General features: G+C 63.8%; 16 protein-coding genes, 1 pseudogene and 1 riboswitch. Of the genes and pseudogenes, 2 read left to right on the forward strand and 15 right to left on the reverse strand.

Translation table 11 applies throughout. The features are described 5' to 3' along the window. Positions 1 to 167 precede the first annotated feature (167 nt). Positions 168 to 740, forward strand: coding sequence for a histidine phosphatase family protein (locus tag RX331_RS27275; RefSeq protein ID WP_317252722.1), 573 nt, complete (start codon positions 168 to 170; stop codon positions 738 to 740). Here the strand turns inward: RX331_RS27275 and cobT are convergent. From cobT to cbiE, 8 genes and pseudogenes are all read right to left on the reverse strand, one after another. Then, positions 735 to 1,790, reverse strand: coding sequence for a nicotinate-nucleotide--dimethylbenzimidazole phosphoribosyltransferase (cobT, locus tag RX331_RS27280; RefSeq protein WP_317258255.1), 1,056 nt, complete (start codon positions 1,788 to 1,790; stop codon positions 735 to 737). The genes RX331_RS27275 and cobT overlap by 6 nt on opposite strands. Positions 1,791 to 1,843: 53 nt before the next feature. Further along, complete coding sequence (gene cobF, locus RX331_RS27285; protein WP_317252723.1) at positions 1,844 to 2,593, reverse strand: precorrin-6A synthase (deacetylating); 750 nt, start codon at positions 2,591 to 2,593, stop codon at positions 1,844 to 1,846. A 47-nt stretch (positions 2,594 to 2,640) separates the two neighbouring features. Further along, positions 2,641 to 3,318 carry an energy-coupling factor ABC transporter permease gene (locus tag RX331_RS27290; RefSeq protein WP_317252724.1) on the reverse strand — a complete coding sequence of 226 codons (678 nt, stop codon included), beginning with the start codon at positions 3,316 to 3,318 and terminating at the stop codon, positions 2,641 to 2,643. Positions 3,319 to 3,354: 36 nt separating this feature from the next. After that, positions 3,355 to 3,573: riboswitch (cobalamin riboswitch) on the reverse strand. 215 nt (positions 3,574 to 3,788) lie between these two features. After that, positions 3,789 to 4,349 (reverse strand): annotated as a pseudogene (locus tag RX331_RS27295) (uroporphyrinogen-III C-methyltransferase); the annotation flags it as partial. Next, positions 4,346 to 5,656, reverse strand: a complete 1,311-nt coding sequence (locus RX331_RS27300; RefSeq protein WP_317252725.1) for a cobyrinate a,c-diamide synthase — start codon at positions 5,654 to 5,656, stop codon at positions 4,346 to 4,348. The gene RX331_RS27300 and the pseudogene RX331_RS27295, both read right to left, overlap by 4 nt. Continuing rightward, a complete protein-coding gene (cobM, locus tag RX331_RS27305; protein ID WP_317252726.1) occupies positions 5,656 to 6,438 on the reverse strand; it encodes a precorrin-4 C(11)-methyltransferase in 783 nt (260 codons plus the stop codon). Before cobM ends, RX331_RS27300 begins: the two co-directional genes overlap by 1 nt. Next, on the reverse strand, positions 6,435 to 6,803 hold the full coding sequence (locus RX331_RS27310) for a cobalamin biosynthesis protein (RefSeq protein WP_317252727.1): 369 nt from the start codon (positions 6,801 to 6,803) through the stop codon (positions 6,435 to 6,437). The genes cobM and RX331_RS27310 overlap by 4 nt, the downstream gene beginning before the upstream one ends. Next, on the reverse strand, positions 6,800 to 7,981 hold the full coding sequence (gene cbiE, locus RX331_RS27315; RefSeq protein WP_317252728.1) for a precorrin-6y C5,15-methyltransferase (decarboxylating) subunit CbiE: 1,182 nt from the start codon (positions 7,979 to 7,981) through the stop codon (positions 6,800 to 6,802). The genes RX331_RS27310 and cbiE overlap by 4 nt, the downstream gene beginning before the upstream one ends. Between cbiE and RX331_RS27320 the strand changes: the two genes are divergently transcribed. Next, positions 7,980 to 8,729 (forward strand): cobalt-precorrin-6A reductase, encoded by a 750-nt coding sequence (locus RX331_RS27320; RefSeq protein WP_317252729.1) that lies wholly within the window; start codon positions 7,980 to 7,982, stop codon positions 8,727 to 8,729. The genes cbiE and RX331_RS27320 overlap by 2 nt on opposite strands. On the opposite strand, the gene cobJ is transcribed toward RX331_RS27320, so the two are convergent. The 7 genes from cobJ to RX331_RS27355 are packed head-to-tail and all read right to left on the reverse strand — an operon-like array spanning position 8,705 to position 16,609. Further along, positions 8,705 to 9,439: a precorrin-3B C(17)-methyltransferase gene (cobJ, locus tag RX331_RS27325; RefSeq protein ID WP_317252730.1), complete on the reverse strand. Its 735-nt coding sequence runs from the start codon at positions 9,437 to 9,439 to the stop codon at positions 8,705 to 8,707. The genes RX331_RS27320 and cobJ overlap by 25 nt on opposite strands. Then, entirely contained in the window at positions 9,436 to 10,167 is a 732-nt protein-coding gene (locus RX331_RS27330) for a precorrin-2 C(20)-methyltransferase (protein WP_317252731.1), read from the reverse strand. The genes cobJ and RX331_RS27330 overlap by 4 nt, the downstream gene beginning before the upstream one ends. A 2-nt stretch (positions 10,168 to 10,169) precedes the next feature. Next, positions 10,170 to 10,799, reverse strand: coding sequence for a precorrin-8X methylmutase (locus RX331_RS27335; protein WP_317252732.1), 630 nt, complete (start codon positions 10,797 to 10,799; stop codon positions 10,170 to 10,172). Beyond that, positions 10,799 to 11,962 carry a precorrin-3B synthase gene (gene cobG / locus RX331_RS27340; RefSeq protein WP_317252733.1) on the reverse strand — a complete coding sequence of 388 codons (1,164 nt, stop codon included), beginning with the start codon at positions 11,960 to 11,962 and terminating at the stop codon, positions 10,799 to 10,801. The genes RX331_RS27335 and cobG overlap by 1 nt, the downstream gene beginning before the upstream one ends. Further along, complete coding sequence (gene cobN / locus RX331_RS27345; RefSeq protein ID WP_317252734.1) at positions 11,959 to 15,204, reverse strand: cobaltochelatase subunit CobN; 3,246 nt, start codon at positions 15,202 to 15,204, stop codon at positions 11,959 to 11,961. The genes cobG and cobN overlap by 4 nt, the downstream gene beginning before the upstream one ends. Further along, entirely contained in the window at positions 15,204 to 16,238 is a 1,035-nt protein-coding gene (gene cobW, locus RX331_RS27350) for a cobalamin biosynthesis protein CobW (RefSeq protein ID WP_317252735.1), read from the reverse strand. Before cobW ends, cobN begins: the two co-directional genes overlap by 1 nt. Beyond that, a complete protein-coding gene (locus RX331_RS27355) occupies positions 16,235 to 16,609 on the reverse strand; it encodes a DUF1636 domain-containing protein (RefSeq protein WP_317252736.1) in 375 nt (124 codons plus the stop codon). Before RX331_RS27355 ends, cobW begins: the two co-directional genes overlap by 4 nt. Positions 16,610 to 16,627: the final 18 nt, after the last annotated feature.

Below are 16,627 nucleotides of genomic sequence, written 5' to 3' on the forward strand. Positions count from 1 at the left end.
CGGCAGTCAATGCTGGCCTGGGTCGAAGACGGAAATTGATGACTAAGATACGTATCCGCACGGCGGTGTCGGGCCGACTCCTTCTCGCATTGACAATGGCGGAGATGGAGTGCCCTATCCTGACTTGGAACAACACAGCATGGCCGTCACACTTTCGGAGATATTGCATGGAAGGAGAGACCTTCCTTTGGCTGGTCCGGCATGCGGTTGTCGACTGCCCTGGAGGTACAATTCACCCTGCCGATGCTCCGGCCGACCTTGGTGATCGGACGCATTTGGACGCCGTGCGGAGGTCCTTGCCGCAGAACGCCGTCAGTTATGCAAGTCCGTCTCAACGAACTCTCGATACAGCGCGTGCCCTCCGCCTTGATCCAATCCCGGTGCGTGAGTTCATGGAGCAGAATTTAGGAGATTGGACCGGCCGACGTCACGACGATCTCGCTTTCGGAGGAGAAAGCTATGCGCAGTTCTGGAAGGATGCCGCTCGCTCAAGGCCACCCGGCGGCGAAAGCTTCGAAGATCAAATTGCCAGGGTTCGGCTCGGGCTTCACAAGATAGCTCCCGGTCTTGCAACGCTCGTGGTTCACTCTGGCACTATTCGCGCTGCGCTCTGCGTCGCCCTCGATGTCGAACCGCGAGCAGCCTTGCGCTTCGTTATTCATCCACTGTCCATAACGCGAATTGATCGGCTGCGGAACGATTGGCGGGTTGTGTCGGTAAATCAGAACGTCACTCTATGATCGATTCGGAACCTTGGCTTGCGCGAAGGTCGCCATGCCGTTATGCAGGGCGCATGCAAGCCGCAGAATCGGCAATGCTAGCGCGGCGCCCGTTCCCTCGCCGAGCCGAAGATCCAGATTGAATAGTGGCTTGGCGCTCAAGGCCTGAAGAACCAGGCAGTGCCCCTGCTCTGCCGATTGATGGGAGAATAAAAGAAATCGCCGACAGGAAGGATTGAGACGCACCGCTGCCAATGCCTCGACGGAAACGATGAAGCCGTCGATCAGAAGCGGAACGCGACGCTGTGCGGCGGCGATGATCGCGCCAGTGATCGCCGCAATTTCCAGACCGCCGACGGCGCACAGGATCCGGTCGGGAGCAGTACCTGCTATTGTGAGCCCATGACGAGCCAACGCGCCGTCTATCAGGTGCGCCTTACGTGCGCGCTTTGCTGCATCTAGGCCCGTTCCGCTGCCGGCCACCTGCTCGGCGCTCACGCCGAGCAGGGCGGCGGCGATTGCCGCCGAAGTCGTGGTATTGCCGATACCCATGTCGCCAAGGATCAGAAGATCGGGTTCTTTCGTGGCAGCCCGCAGAACCGCGCGCTTGCCGCAGTCAAGGGCTAAGGCCAACTCCGCAGGCTCAAGTGCCGCTTCCTGGCTAAAGTCGCGGCTACTCCGCCGCGGCTTGTCAGTCACGACACCCTCGATCGGAACTTCCGCGAGCGTGCCCGCATCGACGATCTCAAGACTCAAGCCCAGCTCGCGCGCCAGAATCGAAATTGCGGCGCCGCCCGAGGCGAAGTTGGACATCATCGCGATCGTGACTTCCTGCGGATAGGCCGATACGCCTTGGGCGACGATCCCATGATCGCCAGCGAAGACGATGATCGGCGCGCTTTGGGCCCGCGGCTGCTCCGTTTGTTGCAGACCGGCGAGTTCGATCGCGAGATGCTCGAGCCGGCCGAGTGCGCCGTCTGGTTTGGTAAGTTCAGCCTGACGGGCCAGCGCTGCATCGCGATGGATGACTGAAACGTCGGGGCACTCCTGATAGACCCACTCCGGTAGCATGATGTCCTGCCGTTGCATGTTGTCGTTACGAGCGAGCCCGCGCGCGGGGAGCGCTACGATCCGCGCTTGAGAATGTAGCTGTCCATGATCCAGCCCTGCCTTTCGCGCGCTTGCTGTCGAGCGGCGACGATGCTTGGACCCACTTCGGCCAGCGCACCCGACATCGTGATCTCCTCACCCATGCCGAGATAGGCGCCCCACCAGATGTGCAGCCCTGCCGGATCGAGCGACTGAAACGCCGCACCGCCATCGAGCATCACGACCACGGTGTTCGTGCCGTGCGGCCAACCGCCTTCGCGCAGCCGTCGTCCCGTTGTCACCAGGAAAGGCTCGCCTATTTCGTTCAACGGCAGCGAATGTGCCGCGCAAAGCGCCTGGATTGACGTGATACCGGGGACGACCTCGATGGCTGGCAACGGATCAAGCCTTCGCGCGATCCGCAGGCTCGAATCGTATAGCGAAGGATCTCCCCAGATCAGCAGGGCAACGCGCCCCTCACTCCCGAGATGCTGCGCAATTTCGTGCGACCAGGTCGAGGCCAAGGCATCGTGCCATTCATCCACGCCCTTGCGGTAATCCTCTTGGCCGGCGTCACGCACCGGTATGACGAACTCGGCGATCCGCGTCCGGTCGTTGTCAAGCACCTGCGCGCAGATCGTCCGCCGCAATTCGGCGAGATCGGATTTCACGTCCCCCTTGCGCGGGATGAGAACGAGATCGGCGGCGTTGATCGCGCGCACGGCAGCAAGCGTAAGCTGCTCGGGATCGCCGCAACCGATGCCTATCAGGGAGAGCGTCAGCATAGCTTATGCGAAGGGCGGCCGCTGCCTGCGACCGCCCTCACTTAATCTTATGCGGCGTTGTGCAGGCGGTAGGTGACGAGGCCGTTCGCCGTCACGCCACGCATCGATTTCGCCAATGCCAGCACGGCTAGATCAGCTAGCGGCTCGATGACCACGACGATCGCGTAAGAAGCGGCGAAAGACGCAATGGAAGTGAGGTTCTCGGCCGCAAAGCCCGCACCATACAGCGCCCAGAAAGCGACCCACAACACGATGCCGGATTGATAGGCGGTCGAAAGCGCAAGCGCCTGGCGATATTGCAGGTCAACAAAGGCGGTGTTGCGGGGAATGATCCGCCCGGCCAGCACCTGGATCGCAAACAGCGGCACCAGCAGCGTGGTCACGTTCATGCCGTATTGCGGCAGGTCGGCAGGTACGAAGAGCAGCCCCTGAAGCAGAAGACCAAGCGCCAACCCGAACGCGGCTGGCGCTGCGCCGAACAAGAGGAACAGTGTCGAGCCGAGAATGAAATGCACCTCCGAGACGCCGACCCGGAAATGCGGCAGGAGTTCGAAGAACGAGAAGACCAGGACTGTTGTTGCGACGGTGCGCACCGCCAAGGAAACGATTCCCTGCTCGCGCACGGTCTCTGCCGCAAGCTTCAATGCGCAGCCCGCGGCGGCGGCACCTGTCGCGTAACTCAGCACGAGCTTGGCGCCCGTAACGATACCTGGTTCGATATGCATGATCTACGTCCCTTCTGCCGTCCCACCCGACGGCTTTGGTGTTGAAAGCTGCAGGGCCGATCTCCTGGCTCGCGGTCGAAACGGGTCTCCGGCCTTCCCGAGCTGACGGCCCAGCGGCGGATCGGAGCCCCTCACCGCTTACAGTCGCGGGGGCGGCCGGGGCTTCGGGTACCGCAATTGGGTCCGCCCTTCCCCGTTCCCGATTATGCTCCGGCGCTTTGCGCCGCTTCGAGCACCTTGGCTGCACTGTGTGCTCCTTCCGAAGAGGACGCGTCAAGGGGCTCGCGAGATCGGGCGACGGCATCATCACGTAGCCTCGCCCGCCAGCGCGCCGAAACGAATGACCGTCGTTGCGGCGTCGGTTTGCGCGAGCTGGGTCTGCGAGCTTCGCAATCGTCGTACGGACAAGCCGCCTGTTCGGCGCCGCCGATAGACTCGGCAAACAGCGACGACGTATCGGGAGCCATGCCGTGCTCGATCAGTCTTGCCACGAGCGCCGGAAATGTCCGCTTGCCCATATAGACCAAAGTCGTCGATTCCTTATGGGCGAGCGCCGCCCAATTGAGATTTTCGGGCAATTGCCCAGTGATATCAGCGCCGGTCACGAGCTGGAGGCGGCGCGAGGTATGCCGGCGGGTCAGTGGAATGTTGGACCGCGCTGCCGCAACGCAGGCCGAGGTAACGCGCGGAATGATCTCGTAGCTGATGCCCGCCGCGCGCAGCGCTTCGATCTCCTGTTCAAGCCGGCGGAAGATGCCGGCGTCTTCCGATCTCAAGCGAACGACGCCCCCACCTGCGGCGGCGTAGTCGATGAGCAGCCGGTTGACATGCTCCTGTTTGACCGAGGGCCGGCCTGCACGCTTGCCGACCGCCACCAGATTGGCCCCGGGGCGGGCGTGATCGAGGATCGCGCCCGAGGAAAGGTCGTCATAGAGCACGACATAGGCGGCGCGCAGACGCGCGGCCGTCTTGAGCGTCAGGAGCTCAGGATCGCCTGGACCAGCCGAGACAAAGGAAGCAAAGCCGCTCACCGGTCCTCCGCAATGAGGTGGAAGAACGTTCCACTGGCGTATCCGCGCCGCGAGCCGGTCTCCGCAACGACCGCGCCGGTCGCGTCACGCACGATAGCCAGGCGCGTATCGGGCTGAGAGACAATGGTGGAGTAATGGAATTCGTGGCCGCGCAGACGCGCGCCGGCCTTATGCCCGGGCATTGGCACCGCAAGCTCCGCAAGCCGGTAGCCCAGATGCATGCTACGTTGGGCAAAACTCGTTTCCAGGCCGAGCAATCCCGTCATCTCATGATGTACGTCATTGGCGTCGGTCAAGGCGGAGCCCAGCACCATATAGCCGCCGCATTCGCCATGCACCGGCCGTGTCTCCGCAAAGGATGTTAGCGTGCGGCGAAATCGGCGATTTGTCGCGAGTTGGCCAGCGTGCAATTCCGGATAGCCGCCCGGCAGCCAGCAGACGTCGGCACTATCATCAGGGCCTTCATCGGCGAGCGGCGAGAAAGTCACGATCTCGGCTCCGGCTGCGCGCCAAGCCTCCAGCATGTGCGTATAGACGAACGAGAATGCAGCGTCGCGTGCGAGCGCGATGCGTTGTCCGGGTGGCGTGACGCTTAGGCCGTGTGTGTCGCGTGACGCCATCCAGGTGCATGCCGATTGCAGCACCGCATCGAGATCGACGTGCTCGGCGGCGATGCGTGCGGCCTCTGCAATAAGCTCGTTAACCTCAGCCTGCTCCTCGGCTTGCACGAGGCCCAGGTGCCGCTTCGGCATAGTGATCGCGGCGTGGCGGGGCAACGCCCCGAACACCGAAATGCCTGCCCCTGCCAGGGCGCGCCGCACCAGGTCTTCGTGCCGCGCGCTGGCGACGCGGTTGAGAACGACGCCGGCAAGACGCACGCCCGCGCGGAAATCGCGCAGTCCCGCAGCCACCGCCGCGGCAGTTTGCGCCTGTCCGGAAGGATCGATCACGAGCAGGACCGGCCAACCCATCATCTCGGCGATATCGGCGGTCGCGCCGGTCCCCGAAACGCCTGGCGCGGCAACGCCGTCGAACAGGCCCATCGAACCTTCAGCCAGAATGAGGTCCGCATCGCGTCCGTGCGATGCGACCGATTCGATCGCCTCACGACGCATGGCCCAGCTATCAATATTCACCGAAGTGCGTCCCGTGGCGGCCGCATGAAAGGCCGGGTCGATATAATCGGGCCCGCTCTTGAAGCACTGCACCTTCAGCCCGCGATCGCGATAGGCGCGTGCCAATGCCAGCGTCAGCGTCGTCTTGCCGACACCGGATGCAGGCGCCGAGATGACGAGGCTCGCCGCCATCACGAGCCTTCCGGAAAGCGCGGCGTCGGCCCGAGCGGCCGATAGCGGCGGTCATAGTCGGCAGCATACAAGCGGCTTTCTCCGAAATCTTCCGAACCCAGTGTGCGGCCGACCAGAATGACGGCCGTGCGCTCGAGCTCGGTGCTTGCGGCAGAATCCAGCGTACCGAGCGTGGCGCGAATGATGCGCTGATCCGGCCAGCTCGCGCGCCACACGATCGCGACCGGGCAGTCTGCTCCATAGTACGTGGTCAGCTCATCAATCACCTTGGAAAGCAGATGGATCGAGAGATGGATTGCCAGCACCGCACCGGTGGCAGCGAACGCGGCGAGTTTTTCGCCCTCCGGCATCGCGCTCGCCCTGCCCGGCATTCGGGTCAGCACGACGGATTGCGTGCGACCCGGCAGCGTGAGCTCGGCCGCGAGCACTGCCGCGGCGGCGGAAAAGGCCGGCACGCCTGGCGTGATTGAATAGGGAATTTGCAGCGCACTCAGCCGGCGCAATTGCTCGCCCATCGCCGACCAGATCGAGAGATCTCCAGAATGCAGCCGTGCGACGTCCTTTCCCTCACGATGCGCGGTGACGAGCTCCGATATGATGTCGTCGAGCGATAGTGGTGCAGTGTTGACGATGCGCGCGTCCTTTGGGCAATACGCGAGAACTCCCTCGGGCACGAGCGAGCCGGCATAGAGGCAGACTGGACAGGCGGTGATAAGATCGCGTCCCCGCAAGGTGAGCAGATCGGCTGCGCCCGGCCCGGCGCCGATGAAGTGCACGGTCATTCGCCGTCCCCTTCCGCGATCGCTGCGGTCGCCATTCGATCTTGCGAAACGGTCCGCGCCGAAACAAGGCGCGCGCCACGGCCGGCCACGGCCAGCGCCGCAGCTTCGGCGACGGAGCCCGTGCCGAACTTCGCCTTGATGAATTCGGACTGTGTGGACGTGACGATGCCGGCCAAGACATCGGCCGGAACGGACCTAACCGACACATTGAGCTCACACGCAAGCGCTTTGAGCGCAGCGGCTTCGGCCTTGTCGCTAACGGTGGCGACTGCAGCGAGACCGTCAGAACCTCCCGCGGCGTCGAGCGCTTCACGCAGCGAAGCAAGCGTGACGTCCTGCTTGAATCCCAAACCTGCGACCTTCACTTCATCGCACTCCATTGCACGACCGGCCGCCCCGCCTCCCAGGAACGATAACGGCCGAGGTTATCGGCATGCGCGATCTCGACCCGCATCAGCTCGCCGCCGTGGCGTTGATGCAGGCTCGAAAGCAGCGCCTCTGTCTCAAGCGTAACTGCGTGCGCAACCATCCGCGTTCCGGCCTCAATGCGCGACCAGGCGGCATCGAACATCGTGGCGTCGAACCCTCCGCCGATGAAGACCGCTTGCGGGGTCTCAAGGCCTGAAAGGATCTGAGGTGCCGGTCCCTCAATCGCCGTGATCCGATGCGTCAGGCCGAACTTCGCGGCGTTGCTGCGGATGTTTGCTGCACGATCGGCCCGCGCTTCAATTGCGATCGCCGTGCCACCGCAGAGAGCCCATTCTATAGATATCGAACCGGAGCCCGCGCCGATGTCCCACAATCTTTCACCGGGCCTCGGCGCCAACGCCGAAAGCGCGAGCGCGCGCATCGGCCGCTTGGTGATCTGACCGTCATGCACGAAGAGCGCGTCTGAAAGGCCGGAGCTGCGCGGAACTCCGTCCGGTCCATTGGCTTCGAGCGCAACGGCCACCGGACCCACGCCCGCATCGGTCGCGTAGCTGTCGGCACGATGCTGCGTCACGGATTCGCGCGGGCCACCGAGCGCGGCGAGAGTCCATAGCGGTGACGCGCCCCAGCCCCGCGCCGTCAGCCAGTTGGCAAGATCGCCGGCCGCCCTGCCGTCGCGCACGAGACAGATGATGCGAGCTTCGCGTGCTAAGTGCGGCACCAGGCGCTCGAACGGAGATGCGTGAAGTCCGAGACAAACGACAGATTCGAGCCGCCATCCGAGCCGCGCCGCGGCAAGAGAGAATGTCGAGGGAGCGGGATGCGCGATCCATTCGCTTTTGCGCAGCCGCTCCACGAGGTTGCTGCCGACACCGTGCCAGAACGGATCGCCCGAGGCGAGCACCGCCGTCGGACGGCCACGGCACGCCAGCACGCAGTTCGCATCGAAGGGCGCAGGCCAGCGACGACCGCGGTCGGTAATGCCTGCCAGCACGAGATGCCGCTCGCCGCCGAACACGGTCTGGGCTTCCCCAAGCGCCTTTCGGCTTGCTTCCGAGAGGCCGACAAGGCCATCTTCGCCAATGCCGATAATGGTCAACCAGGGATTATCCATGATGCGCGCCCTCATTCTGGGCGGAACGAGCGATGCTAATCTGCTTGCGGATGCCGCCGCGCGCGCCGGGCTCGACGCGATCTATTCGTATGCCGGACGGACGCGAGCTCCGATCGGCCAATCGCTGCCAACGCGCATCGGCGGGTTTGGCGGCGCGAGCGGCCTTGCCGAATACATTCGACGGGAAGGAATTACGCATCTCGTCGACGCGACGCATCCCTTCGCGGCCGAGATGAGCCGCAACGCGGTTGCAGCGTGCGAGGCGACCAGGATACCACTGATCGCGCTCGAGCGCGAGCCCTGGGCAAAAACGCCCGGTGACAATTGGATCGAGGTCGCGGATATCACCTGCGCTGTCGCGGTGTTGCCGGAGAATCCCGCGCGGGTGTTCCTTGCGATCGGCCGGCAGCATATCGAAGTCTTCAGCACCAAGCCGCAGCACGTCTACACTTTGAGGTTTGTCGATCCTCCCGATGGATCGCTGCCGTTTCCGGACGTCGATCTCATCGTGTCGCGCGGACCTTTCAACCTTGCCGGCGAAATGGAGATGATGCGTTCGCGCGGCATCGAATGGATCGTTGCCCGCAATTCCGGGGGAACGGGCGCACGTGCCAAGATCGACGCCGCGCGCGCGTTTGGCCTTCCCGTTGTCATGCTTTCGCGGCCCGAATTGCCCGGCAGGCTGCGAACCGAACGCGTGGCCGAGGTCATGCAATGGCTCGGTCATCGGACATGCCTCGGCGCATAGACCCAGGAACCGACGCGACGTGTCGCCGAATTGCCCACGATGACAAGTGTTCTCATGTCAGCCATCTCGGGCTGCGCCGCATGCAGCATCACCGTTTCAATTCGCTCCTCAGGCGTAGTGACACAGTGCGCGAAGATCACGAGGCGTTCGCCGCAGCTCGCCTCCTTCAGAACTGAGAGCGCGCGTCCAAAGCCCTCGGGCCGGCTCACTGAGCGCGGATTGTAAATCGCGATCGCGAAGTCGGCCTCGGCGGCAAGCCGCAGGCGTTTCTCGATCATCGACCACGGCTTCAGGTTGTCTGAGAGATTGATCGCGCAAAAATCGTGGCCCAGCGGCGCGCCGGCACGCGCAGCCGCAGCCAGCATCGCGGTCACGCCGGGTATTACGCGGATTGCAAGTCCTTTCCATTGCGGTGCGGCTTCGAGCGCTTCGAACACGGCCGAAGCCATCGCGAATACTCCCGGATCGCCGGAGGAAACCATGACGACGCGGCGTCCTTCCGATGCCAGATGTAAGGCGTCGTTTGCTCGCTGCAACTCCATGCGATTGTCTGATGGACGCAGCATGAGTCCTTCACGCGGCTTCACGCGCGCGACATAGGATGCATAGCCCAGTACGTCCGTTGCAGCGGCGAGCGCCCCGGAAACTTCCGGCGTGACCAGCGCTTCGTCGCCGGGCCCAAGTCCCGCGATGGTCAGTGTGCCGGTCATTCGGCGGCCTCCATTTGCCGCCCCTGCCCATGCACTAGCACGATCGCGAAATAGGGACACTCGGCCTCGTCCATATCCTTCAGCCGCACGACGCGCTCGCCCGGCATGGTGCCGCGTTCGATCAACCATGCCTCGCCAAGGCGGCCAGCGGCTTGGAGGGCGCGGCGCACCTTCTGCAGATTGCGCCCGGTCTTCATAATGACGAGCGCATCGGAATTGCGCACGCGCCGTTCGAGCTTGTCCTCCGAAAGCGTGCCCATCAGCACCGTCATCACATCGTCACCAAGCGCGATTGGCCGGCCGACCGAATTCCAGCAGCCGGCCATACCGGGAATGCCCGCGATCACCTCGATCTCGACTCGTCCCTGAAGACGGGCGTGGAGGTGCATGAAGGAACCGTAGAAGTAGGGATCGCCCTCGCAGAGCACGACGATGTCGATAGCGCAGGCGAGCCGCGCAAGACGCTCCGCCCATTCGTCGTAGAAGGCAGCAAGCAGACGTACATATTCCGGACTATCGAAGGCAATCTCCGTGGTGACTGGATATTCCATCGGGTATTCGCAGACGTCATTTGCCAGCAACCCATCGACAATGCGTCGAGCCTGGCCGGGCCGTCCCTTCTTTCGGAAATAAGCAATGTGCTTGGCCGCGCGGACCTCGCGATCGGCACGCACGCTCATCAAGTCCGGATTGCCTGGCCCGAGGCCACAACAAATGATGCGCCCCATGGCTATTCGCTCCGGCTTGCCAGCGCATTCACGGCGGCAACCGTGATAGCCGAGCCGCCAAGACGTCCCTCGATGGTCAGCGCTGGTGCGGGCCGATCGGCCATCAGCGCGGCCTTCGCTTCAGCCGCGCCGATAAAGCCAACCGGACAACCGATGATCGCCGCTGGCCTTGAGCAGTTGCGATCCTCCAGCATGTTGAGGAGGTGAAACAACGCAGTCGGTGCATTGCCGATGGCTACTATCGCGCCATCCAGATGTGCTCGCCACAGCTCCAGCGCTGCAGCCGAGCGGGTGTTGCGCATGGATTCAGCGAGCAAGGGAACCGCGGGATCGTCGAGTGTGCAGATGATGGCGTTGCGGGCCGGCAGGCGCGCGCGCGTAATTCCCTCCGACACCATGCGCGTGTCGCAGAGGATAGCCGCGCCGTTCTGCAGCGCGGCCCGAGCAATGCGCGCCATGCCGGGCGTGAAGCGGATATAGGATTCGACACCCACCAGGCCCGCCGCATGGATCATGCGCACGACCACCGGCTCCTCGTCGGCTGAAAAGCGCTCAAGGTCCGCCTCCGCACGGATGGTGGCGAAGGACTGACGGTAGATCACTGCACCATTGGTCTCATAGACGTGCGGCATCAGCGCTCTCCCGTAAGAACGGAAGGGTCTGCGATCATGCGGGCGGCGCTCAGTCCACGTAAGGTCGGAGCCTCCCGTGTCGAGCCGCCGCGGACGAGATCGAAGCCGTCTCTGGTGGCGACAAGAGTGATCGAAGCTGGGCCGGAATGGGCACAGCCTTTGGCGCAACCGGAGACGTGGAGCCGGGAATCGGGGGCAATGTGCGGCGCAAGCGCCGCCGCGAATGTGCGAATATCTGCATGCGCCTCGCGGCAGGCAGGCGCACCGCTGCAGGCGACAACGCGCAGCATCGGATGGTCGACTTGCGTGATGAGGCCCTCGCAGCCGGGCATTTCACGCAAGTCTTCCGCCAGGATCATGCGCCACGGCGTCATTCGTAATCCTGACGAGCATCCAGCCAGATCGGAGAGTGCCGCATGTGTCACCTGCCCAAATGCGGCGCCGACCATCGCGCCTTGCGGATAAAGTCGCGGACACGGCTCGGCGATCATTCGAGCCGGCCCAACGTGGCCACGAAGCGTGTCTGGCAATTTTGCGCCAGCCCGGATGTACGCTGCCATCCGCCCTCGCCAGCCTCTGGCGCCGCCGGAGGTGACGAACCACTCGGCAAGCGCGAGCGAGACCTTTATGGCGTCTCTCCGCGTGACGGGATGACCATGTTCGGCGCCGTCGGCACGCACGATCAGCTCTCCCGCGAGGCTTCGCTCGACGCGGATGTCGGCGGAGGCGGTGGCAAGCACGCGCTCCATACCGCAATCGACAGCGAAGCCGAATTTGGTTGGCAGGCCGGGCGGTCCCTTCGCAAGCCCCTGCTCAAGCTCTGTGGCGAGCGAACAGGTATCATCGCCCGCAGTCCAGAACGGCGTGACCAGGATGTTGCGCCGCGCCTCCCACTCCGGATCCGGGTCGATCAAGCGCAGCTGAGAGAGTTCCTCGATCAGGGGCCGGTGGCCTTCATCGCTGACACCCCTGATCTGCAGGTTGCCCCGGCTAGTCAGATCGATCAGGCCGTTGCCGTAGCGCTTGGCCAGCGCCCCAATTCCTGCCGCTTGCTTCCCATCAAGCCGGCCACGATGTGGCCGGATGCGAACCACAAGCCCATCCCCTGACCGCATCGGCCGTAAGGCGCCGGGACACCAGCCCTTGATCGCAAACGCGCTCATGAGGCGGCCTCCCGCAGCGCGGCCGCAATCGAGTTGCGCCGGGTCCTCCAGATCGCAGCTTCATGCAATCGAGTGAAGCAATATTCGATCGCCACAAGCGCCGCCGGATTCTCTCTTGCTATGAAAGTGCGAACGTCATCGTTGCCAAGCGTCGCGTCGTAATAGAGATCGAACAGATGCGCAGGCACAGCCTGCGCGAGATGGGCGAAAGCGGCCATGTGTTCAAGTGTCGCCACTATCTCGGCCGCCCCTCGAAAGCCGTGGCGCATCATGCCGGCGATCCATTTCGGATTGGCGGCGCGCGAACGTACGATCCGCGATATCTCCTCGGTCAACGAGCGTGCATGCGGCTGATCCGGGCGCGTGCCATCGAAGTGATAGAGTGATGGGGCGGCCATGCCAAGGCGCGCCGCCGCGGCCGCAGCGCCCGCCTCGTGTGCGGCATAGTCTGCGGCTAACAGCAGATCGGTTTCCGGCAGGTCTTGCGCATGGACGAACGCATCGGCGGCGAGGAGCCTTGCCTGAATACCTGCGCGATCAGGCCTCATCGTGCCGTCGGGTGCGAATGCCCACGATGAAGCGGAAAGCCAGGCTTCGCCGGCCGCATGTTGCGATGCTTGCGTGAATACATCCGGCATCGATGCCATACCGACGCCATACTGCCCCGGGCGCGGCCCGAACACGCGCGCCGCACGATGCCGATAGGGATTCTCGTCGCCTTCGCGTTCAGAAAGCGCTTCGGCCGCAGCCACGAATAGTTGCGCAAGAGTTGAAAAGACGTCGCGGAACAGCCCCGACACGCGCAGCGTCACATCGATACGCGGCCGGCCAAGAGCGGCTGGCGCGATGATTTCGTAACCGGAGACCCGACCTGACCCATGATCCCAGCGCGGTGCGATGCCTGCAAGGTGCAGGGCCATCGCATAATCCTCGCCTGCGGTGCGCATGGTCGATGATCCCCAGAGATCAACCAGTAGTCCTTTCGGCCAGTCGCCGTGATCCTGCAGGTGACGGCGCAGCAATTCCTCGGCGAGCTTGATCCCTTGCGCATGCGCCGAGCGCGTAGGAACCGCGCGGGGGTCGACGGTGAACAGATTGCGTCCAGTGGGCAGTACATCGCGCCGCCCGCGATGCGGCGAGCCTGCCGGGCCCGGAGCAACGCGCCCACCAGAGAGCGCGTCAAGCAGCGCGCTCTTCTCCGCCTCGCCGCAACCCCCACGGCCGAACACATGCAGCCCATCGCCGAACTGGCTCTCCTTGAGATCGCAGACGAAGCGATCGATCCGAGGAATGACCTCCGCCGGCGCAGCCGAGGCGCCAAGGCCGAGATCGTCTTCCAGGCCCGCGGCCCGCGCTTCATCGCGGATCGCCACAATCAGACGCTGGCGGCGCGCGGGATCGAGACCATCAGACGTCGAATACTCATCAAGCAGTTGCTCGAGCGGACGCAAGCCTTCAGGCAATGCGGCCTGCGCCAGCGGCGGCGGCAAATGGCCGATCGTGACCGCGCTAATGCGCCGCTTGGCCTGCGCTGCCTCACCGGGATCGTTGACGATGAAGGGATAGACCACCGGCATGTCGCCAATCAGCGCTTCCGGCCAGCAGGAGGCCGATAGGGCGACGGACTTGCCGGGCAGCCACTCCAGCGTTCCATGCGTGCCCATGTGGACGACCGCATCAACCTCTTGCCGCCGGAGCCAGAGATAGAACGCGACATAGGCGTGGCGAGGCGTGCGCGAGATATCGTGATACTCGACGTCATGATTGGTGACATCACCGCGCTCGGGCTGAACGGCGATGATCGCCTTGCCACGCTGGATTGCTGCAAAATGAAATTCGCCGTCACGGCAGGCGGGATCGTTCTGCGTCGCCCCCCAGGCGCGCGCGAGGTCATCCTGCAGCTGGCACGGAAGTCTCGCCAGCTCAGCGCCGTAATCAGCAACGCTAAAGGTCAATTTCTCCTGCAGGAGAGCTGCACCAAGCGCTTCTGTTGGCTTCACGTCGAAACCGGCAGCGCCGAGATCGGACAATAGCGTTTCGACCGAAGCAAGCGCGTCGAGCCCGACCGCATGCGCAATCTGGTGCGGACGACCCGGATAATTCGAGAGCACAATCGCCAGCCGCTTCCCCCCCGCCGGCTTGTTCGCGAGCCTGTGCCAGGCGGCCACCCGATCCACGACAGCATCGACACGTTCGTCGTCGGGCATGTGCGCCAGGTGCGAGAATTGCAGTTCGGAATCGCGCGCGCTCGGCGACTTGAAACTGACCACGCCCGCTAGCAGCCGGCCGTCAACCTCGGGCAACACCACATGCATCGCCAGATCGCCCGGCGAGAGACCGCGAAGCGATTCCGCCCACTCCTCGCGCCGGGCCGTCGACAACGCGACCTGGAACACCGGACAGGATGCAGCATCGAAAGGCGTCGTCCCTTCGCCGGTGACAGCAGAGAAAGCGGTTGCATTGACGATCACCGCAGGCGTGCATTCCTCGAACTGCCGCTTAAGCCAATCCGTCACACCGGCCACCTTTAGCGAGGCGACGAACACGCCATAGCCATCAAAACCCTTCTTCCGCAGGGCTGTGATCAGCGCGTCGACCGGGGCGGTATCGGCTGAGGTGAGATAGGAGCGATAGAAGGTGACGAGCGCATGCGGCCCTCGATCGGGATTTGGCAGCGCCGCGACTGCACCACGACGCGGATCGTAGAAACCGATCTCGGGAATTTCGACTTCGCCGACGACAGGTCCCGCATAGAGACCCGAAGCTAGTGCGAGTTGTGCGATTGCAGCCTGCGCCGCAACCGTTCCGCCCTTGTCGCACAACGCCTTCAGCCGTCCGAGCGCCGACACGGGTAATGTCGAGAGCGCATCCAGGCGCGGATCGTCGCGACCGTCCGCGGGGAGCACCGCAAGCGCGATATCGCGGTCCTTCGCAAGTTGATGCAGGGCAGCCAGCCCATATGACCAGTAGGATTCGCCGCCGATCAGGCGCACCAAAATGCCGCGCGCATGCGACAGCGTCCGCTCGATATAGGTGTCGACCGACAGGGGATGACGCAGCTCCGCAAGATTCGCGAGCCTCAGCGATGGCAGTCCGGCACGGCCGCGACGCCAGCCAGAGGCGAACGCGGCAAGATCGCTGTCCGAGAACGAGAGCACGACAAGGTCTGCCGGATCTTGACCGAGATCCTTAGGGATCGCAGTCTCCTCAAGACCGCGGCTCTCGCGAAAGATGACGTGCATCAGATCTCGAGTCCAGTCCTGATGGCCGCCTCATCGATATCGTCGTGTTCACCGATCACCACCAGCTTCGAGCGCCTTGGCCGCGTGCCCCATGGCCTATCGAACTGATGCCCCACCCGCTCGCCGACCGATTGCAGCAGCAATCGCATCGGCTTGCCCGCGACCGCGATATATCCCTTCGCGCGCAATACGTTCTGCTCACGCGCAAGCCGCTTGATCGATTCGACCAGCGCATCCACGTCAGCCACTTCCGGGAGCTCGACGACTATCGAAGCAAAATCGTTGTGTTCGTGCTCTTCTTCGCCGTCGCGATGAGAAGGTCGCGAAGCGAGATCGTCTTCAGCAGCCGCTTCGAGACCAAGGATCACACGCGCATCGACTGCACCATTGACGACAGGCAGCATTGGCACGCGACGCGGCATTTCGGCGGTGATCGCCGCCTTGGCCGCTTCAAGTCCTGCCGCGCCGGCAAGGTCCGCCTTGGTGAGCAGCACGATATCCGCGCACGCGATCTGATCCTCGAACACTTCCGACAGCGGCGTCTCGTGATCGAGGTTCTGATCGGCCGAACGCTGCGCTTCCACTGCGGCAGGGTCGGGCGCAAAGCGGCCGGCGGCCACGGCCTCGGCATCCGCAAGCGCAATCACGCCGTCGACCGTGATTCGTGAGCGGATCTCTGGCCAGTCGAAGGCCTTGAGCAGCGGCTTTGGCAAAGCCAGGCCGGATGTCTCGATCACGATATGATCAGGCCTCACGGGGCGCGAGAGTAGTTGCTCCATGGCGGGGATGAAGTCATCGGCGACCGTGCAGCAGATGCAGCCATTGGCGAGCTCGACGATATTCTCGGCAGGACAGCTGGCGTCGGCGCAGGATTTCAGGATCTCGCCGTCGACGCCCTCGCTACCAAACTCGTTGACAAGCACCGCAAGCTTCTTGCCGTTCGCATTGGTGATCAAGTGCTGGATCAGCGTCGTCTTGCCCGATCCGAGAAAACCAGTGACGACGGTCACCGGAACCTTGGTGAGGGTATTCATTCTGCGGCCTCTGGCAGGACGGCGATCGGTGGAATACGGGCAAGCGACTGCTTGCGGAAGATCGCCGGCCGGCTGCGCCATGGCACAATGCCATCTGGCGCGGCCGCGTAGGCCGCAGCCCCGGCGACTACATCCGGTGCGTTTGCATCGGACAAGCGACCGTACACATAGGACCAGCGCCCAAGCCCCGAGAGCGCAATCGAGCAGCCTTGGCTGCAGGCCGACAGGCATTCGACCGGAACGACGCTGACGCCCTCCGGCACGCCAGCCTCGAGGAGAGCGCTGTGCAGACGCGCGCCCGGTGTGGTTTCGCCATCCCTTACTGCCTGGTCGGCACGACAGGTGATGCAGACGTGAAGCGTGACGGTCATCGCCCCTTCTCAACAAAA

The sequence above is a fragment of the Bradyrhizobium sp. BWA-3-5 genome (assembly GCF_032917985.1).
In the GTDB taxonomy this organism is placed as follows: Bacteria; Pseudomonadota; Alphaproteobacteria; order Rhizobiales; family Xanthobacteraceae; genus Bradyrhizobium.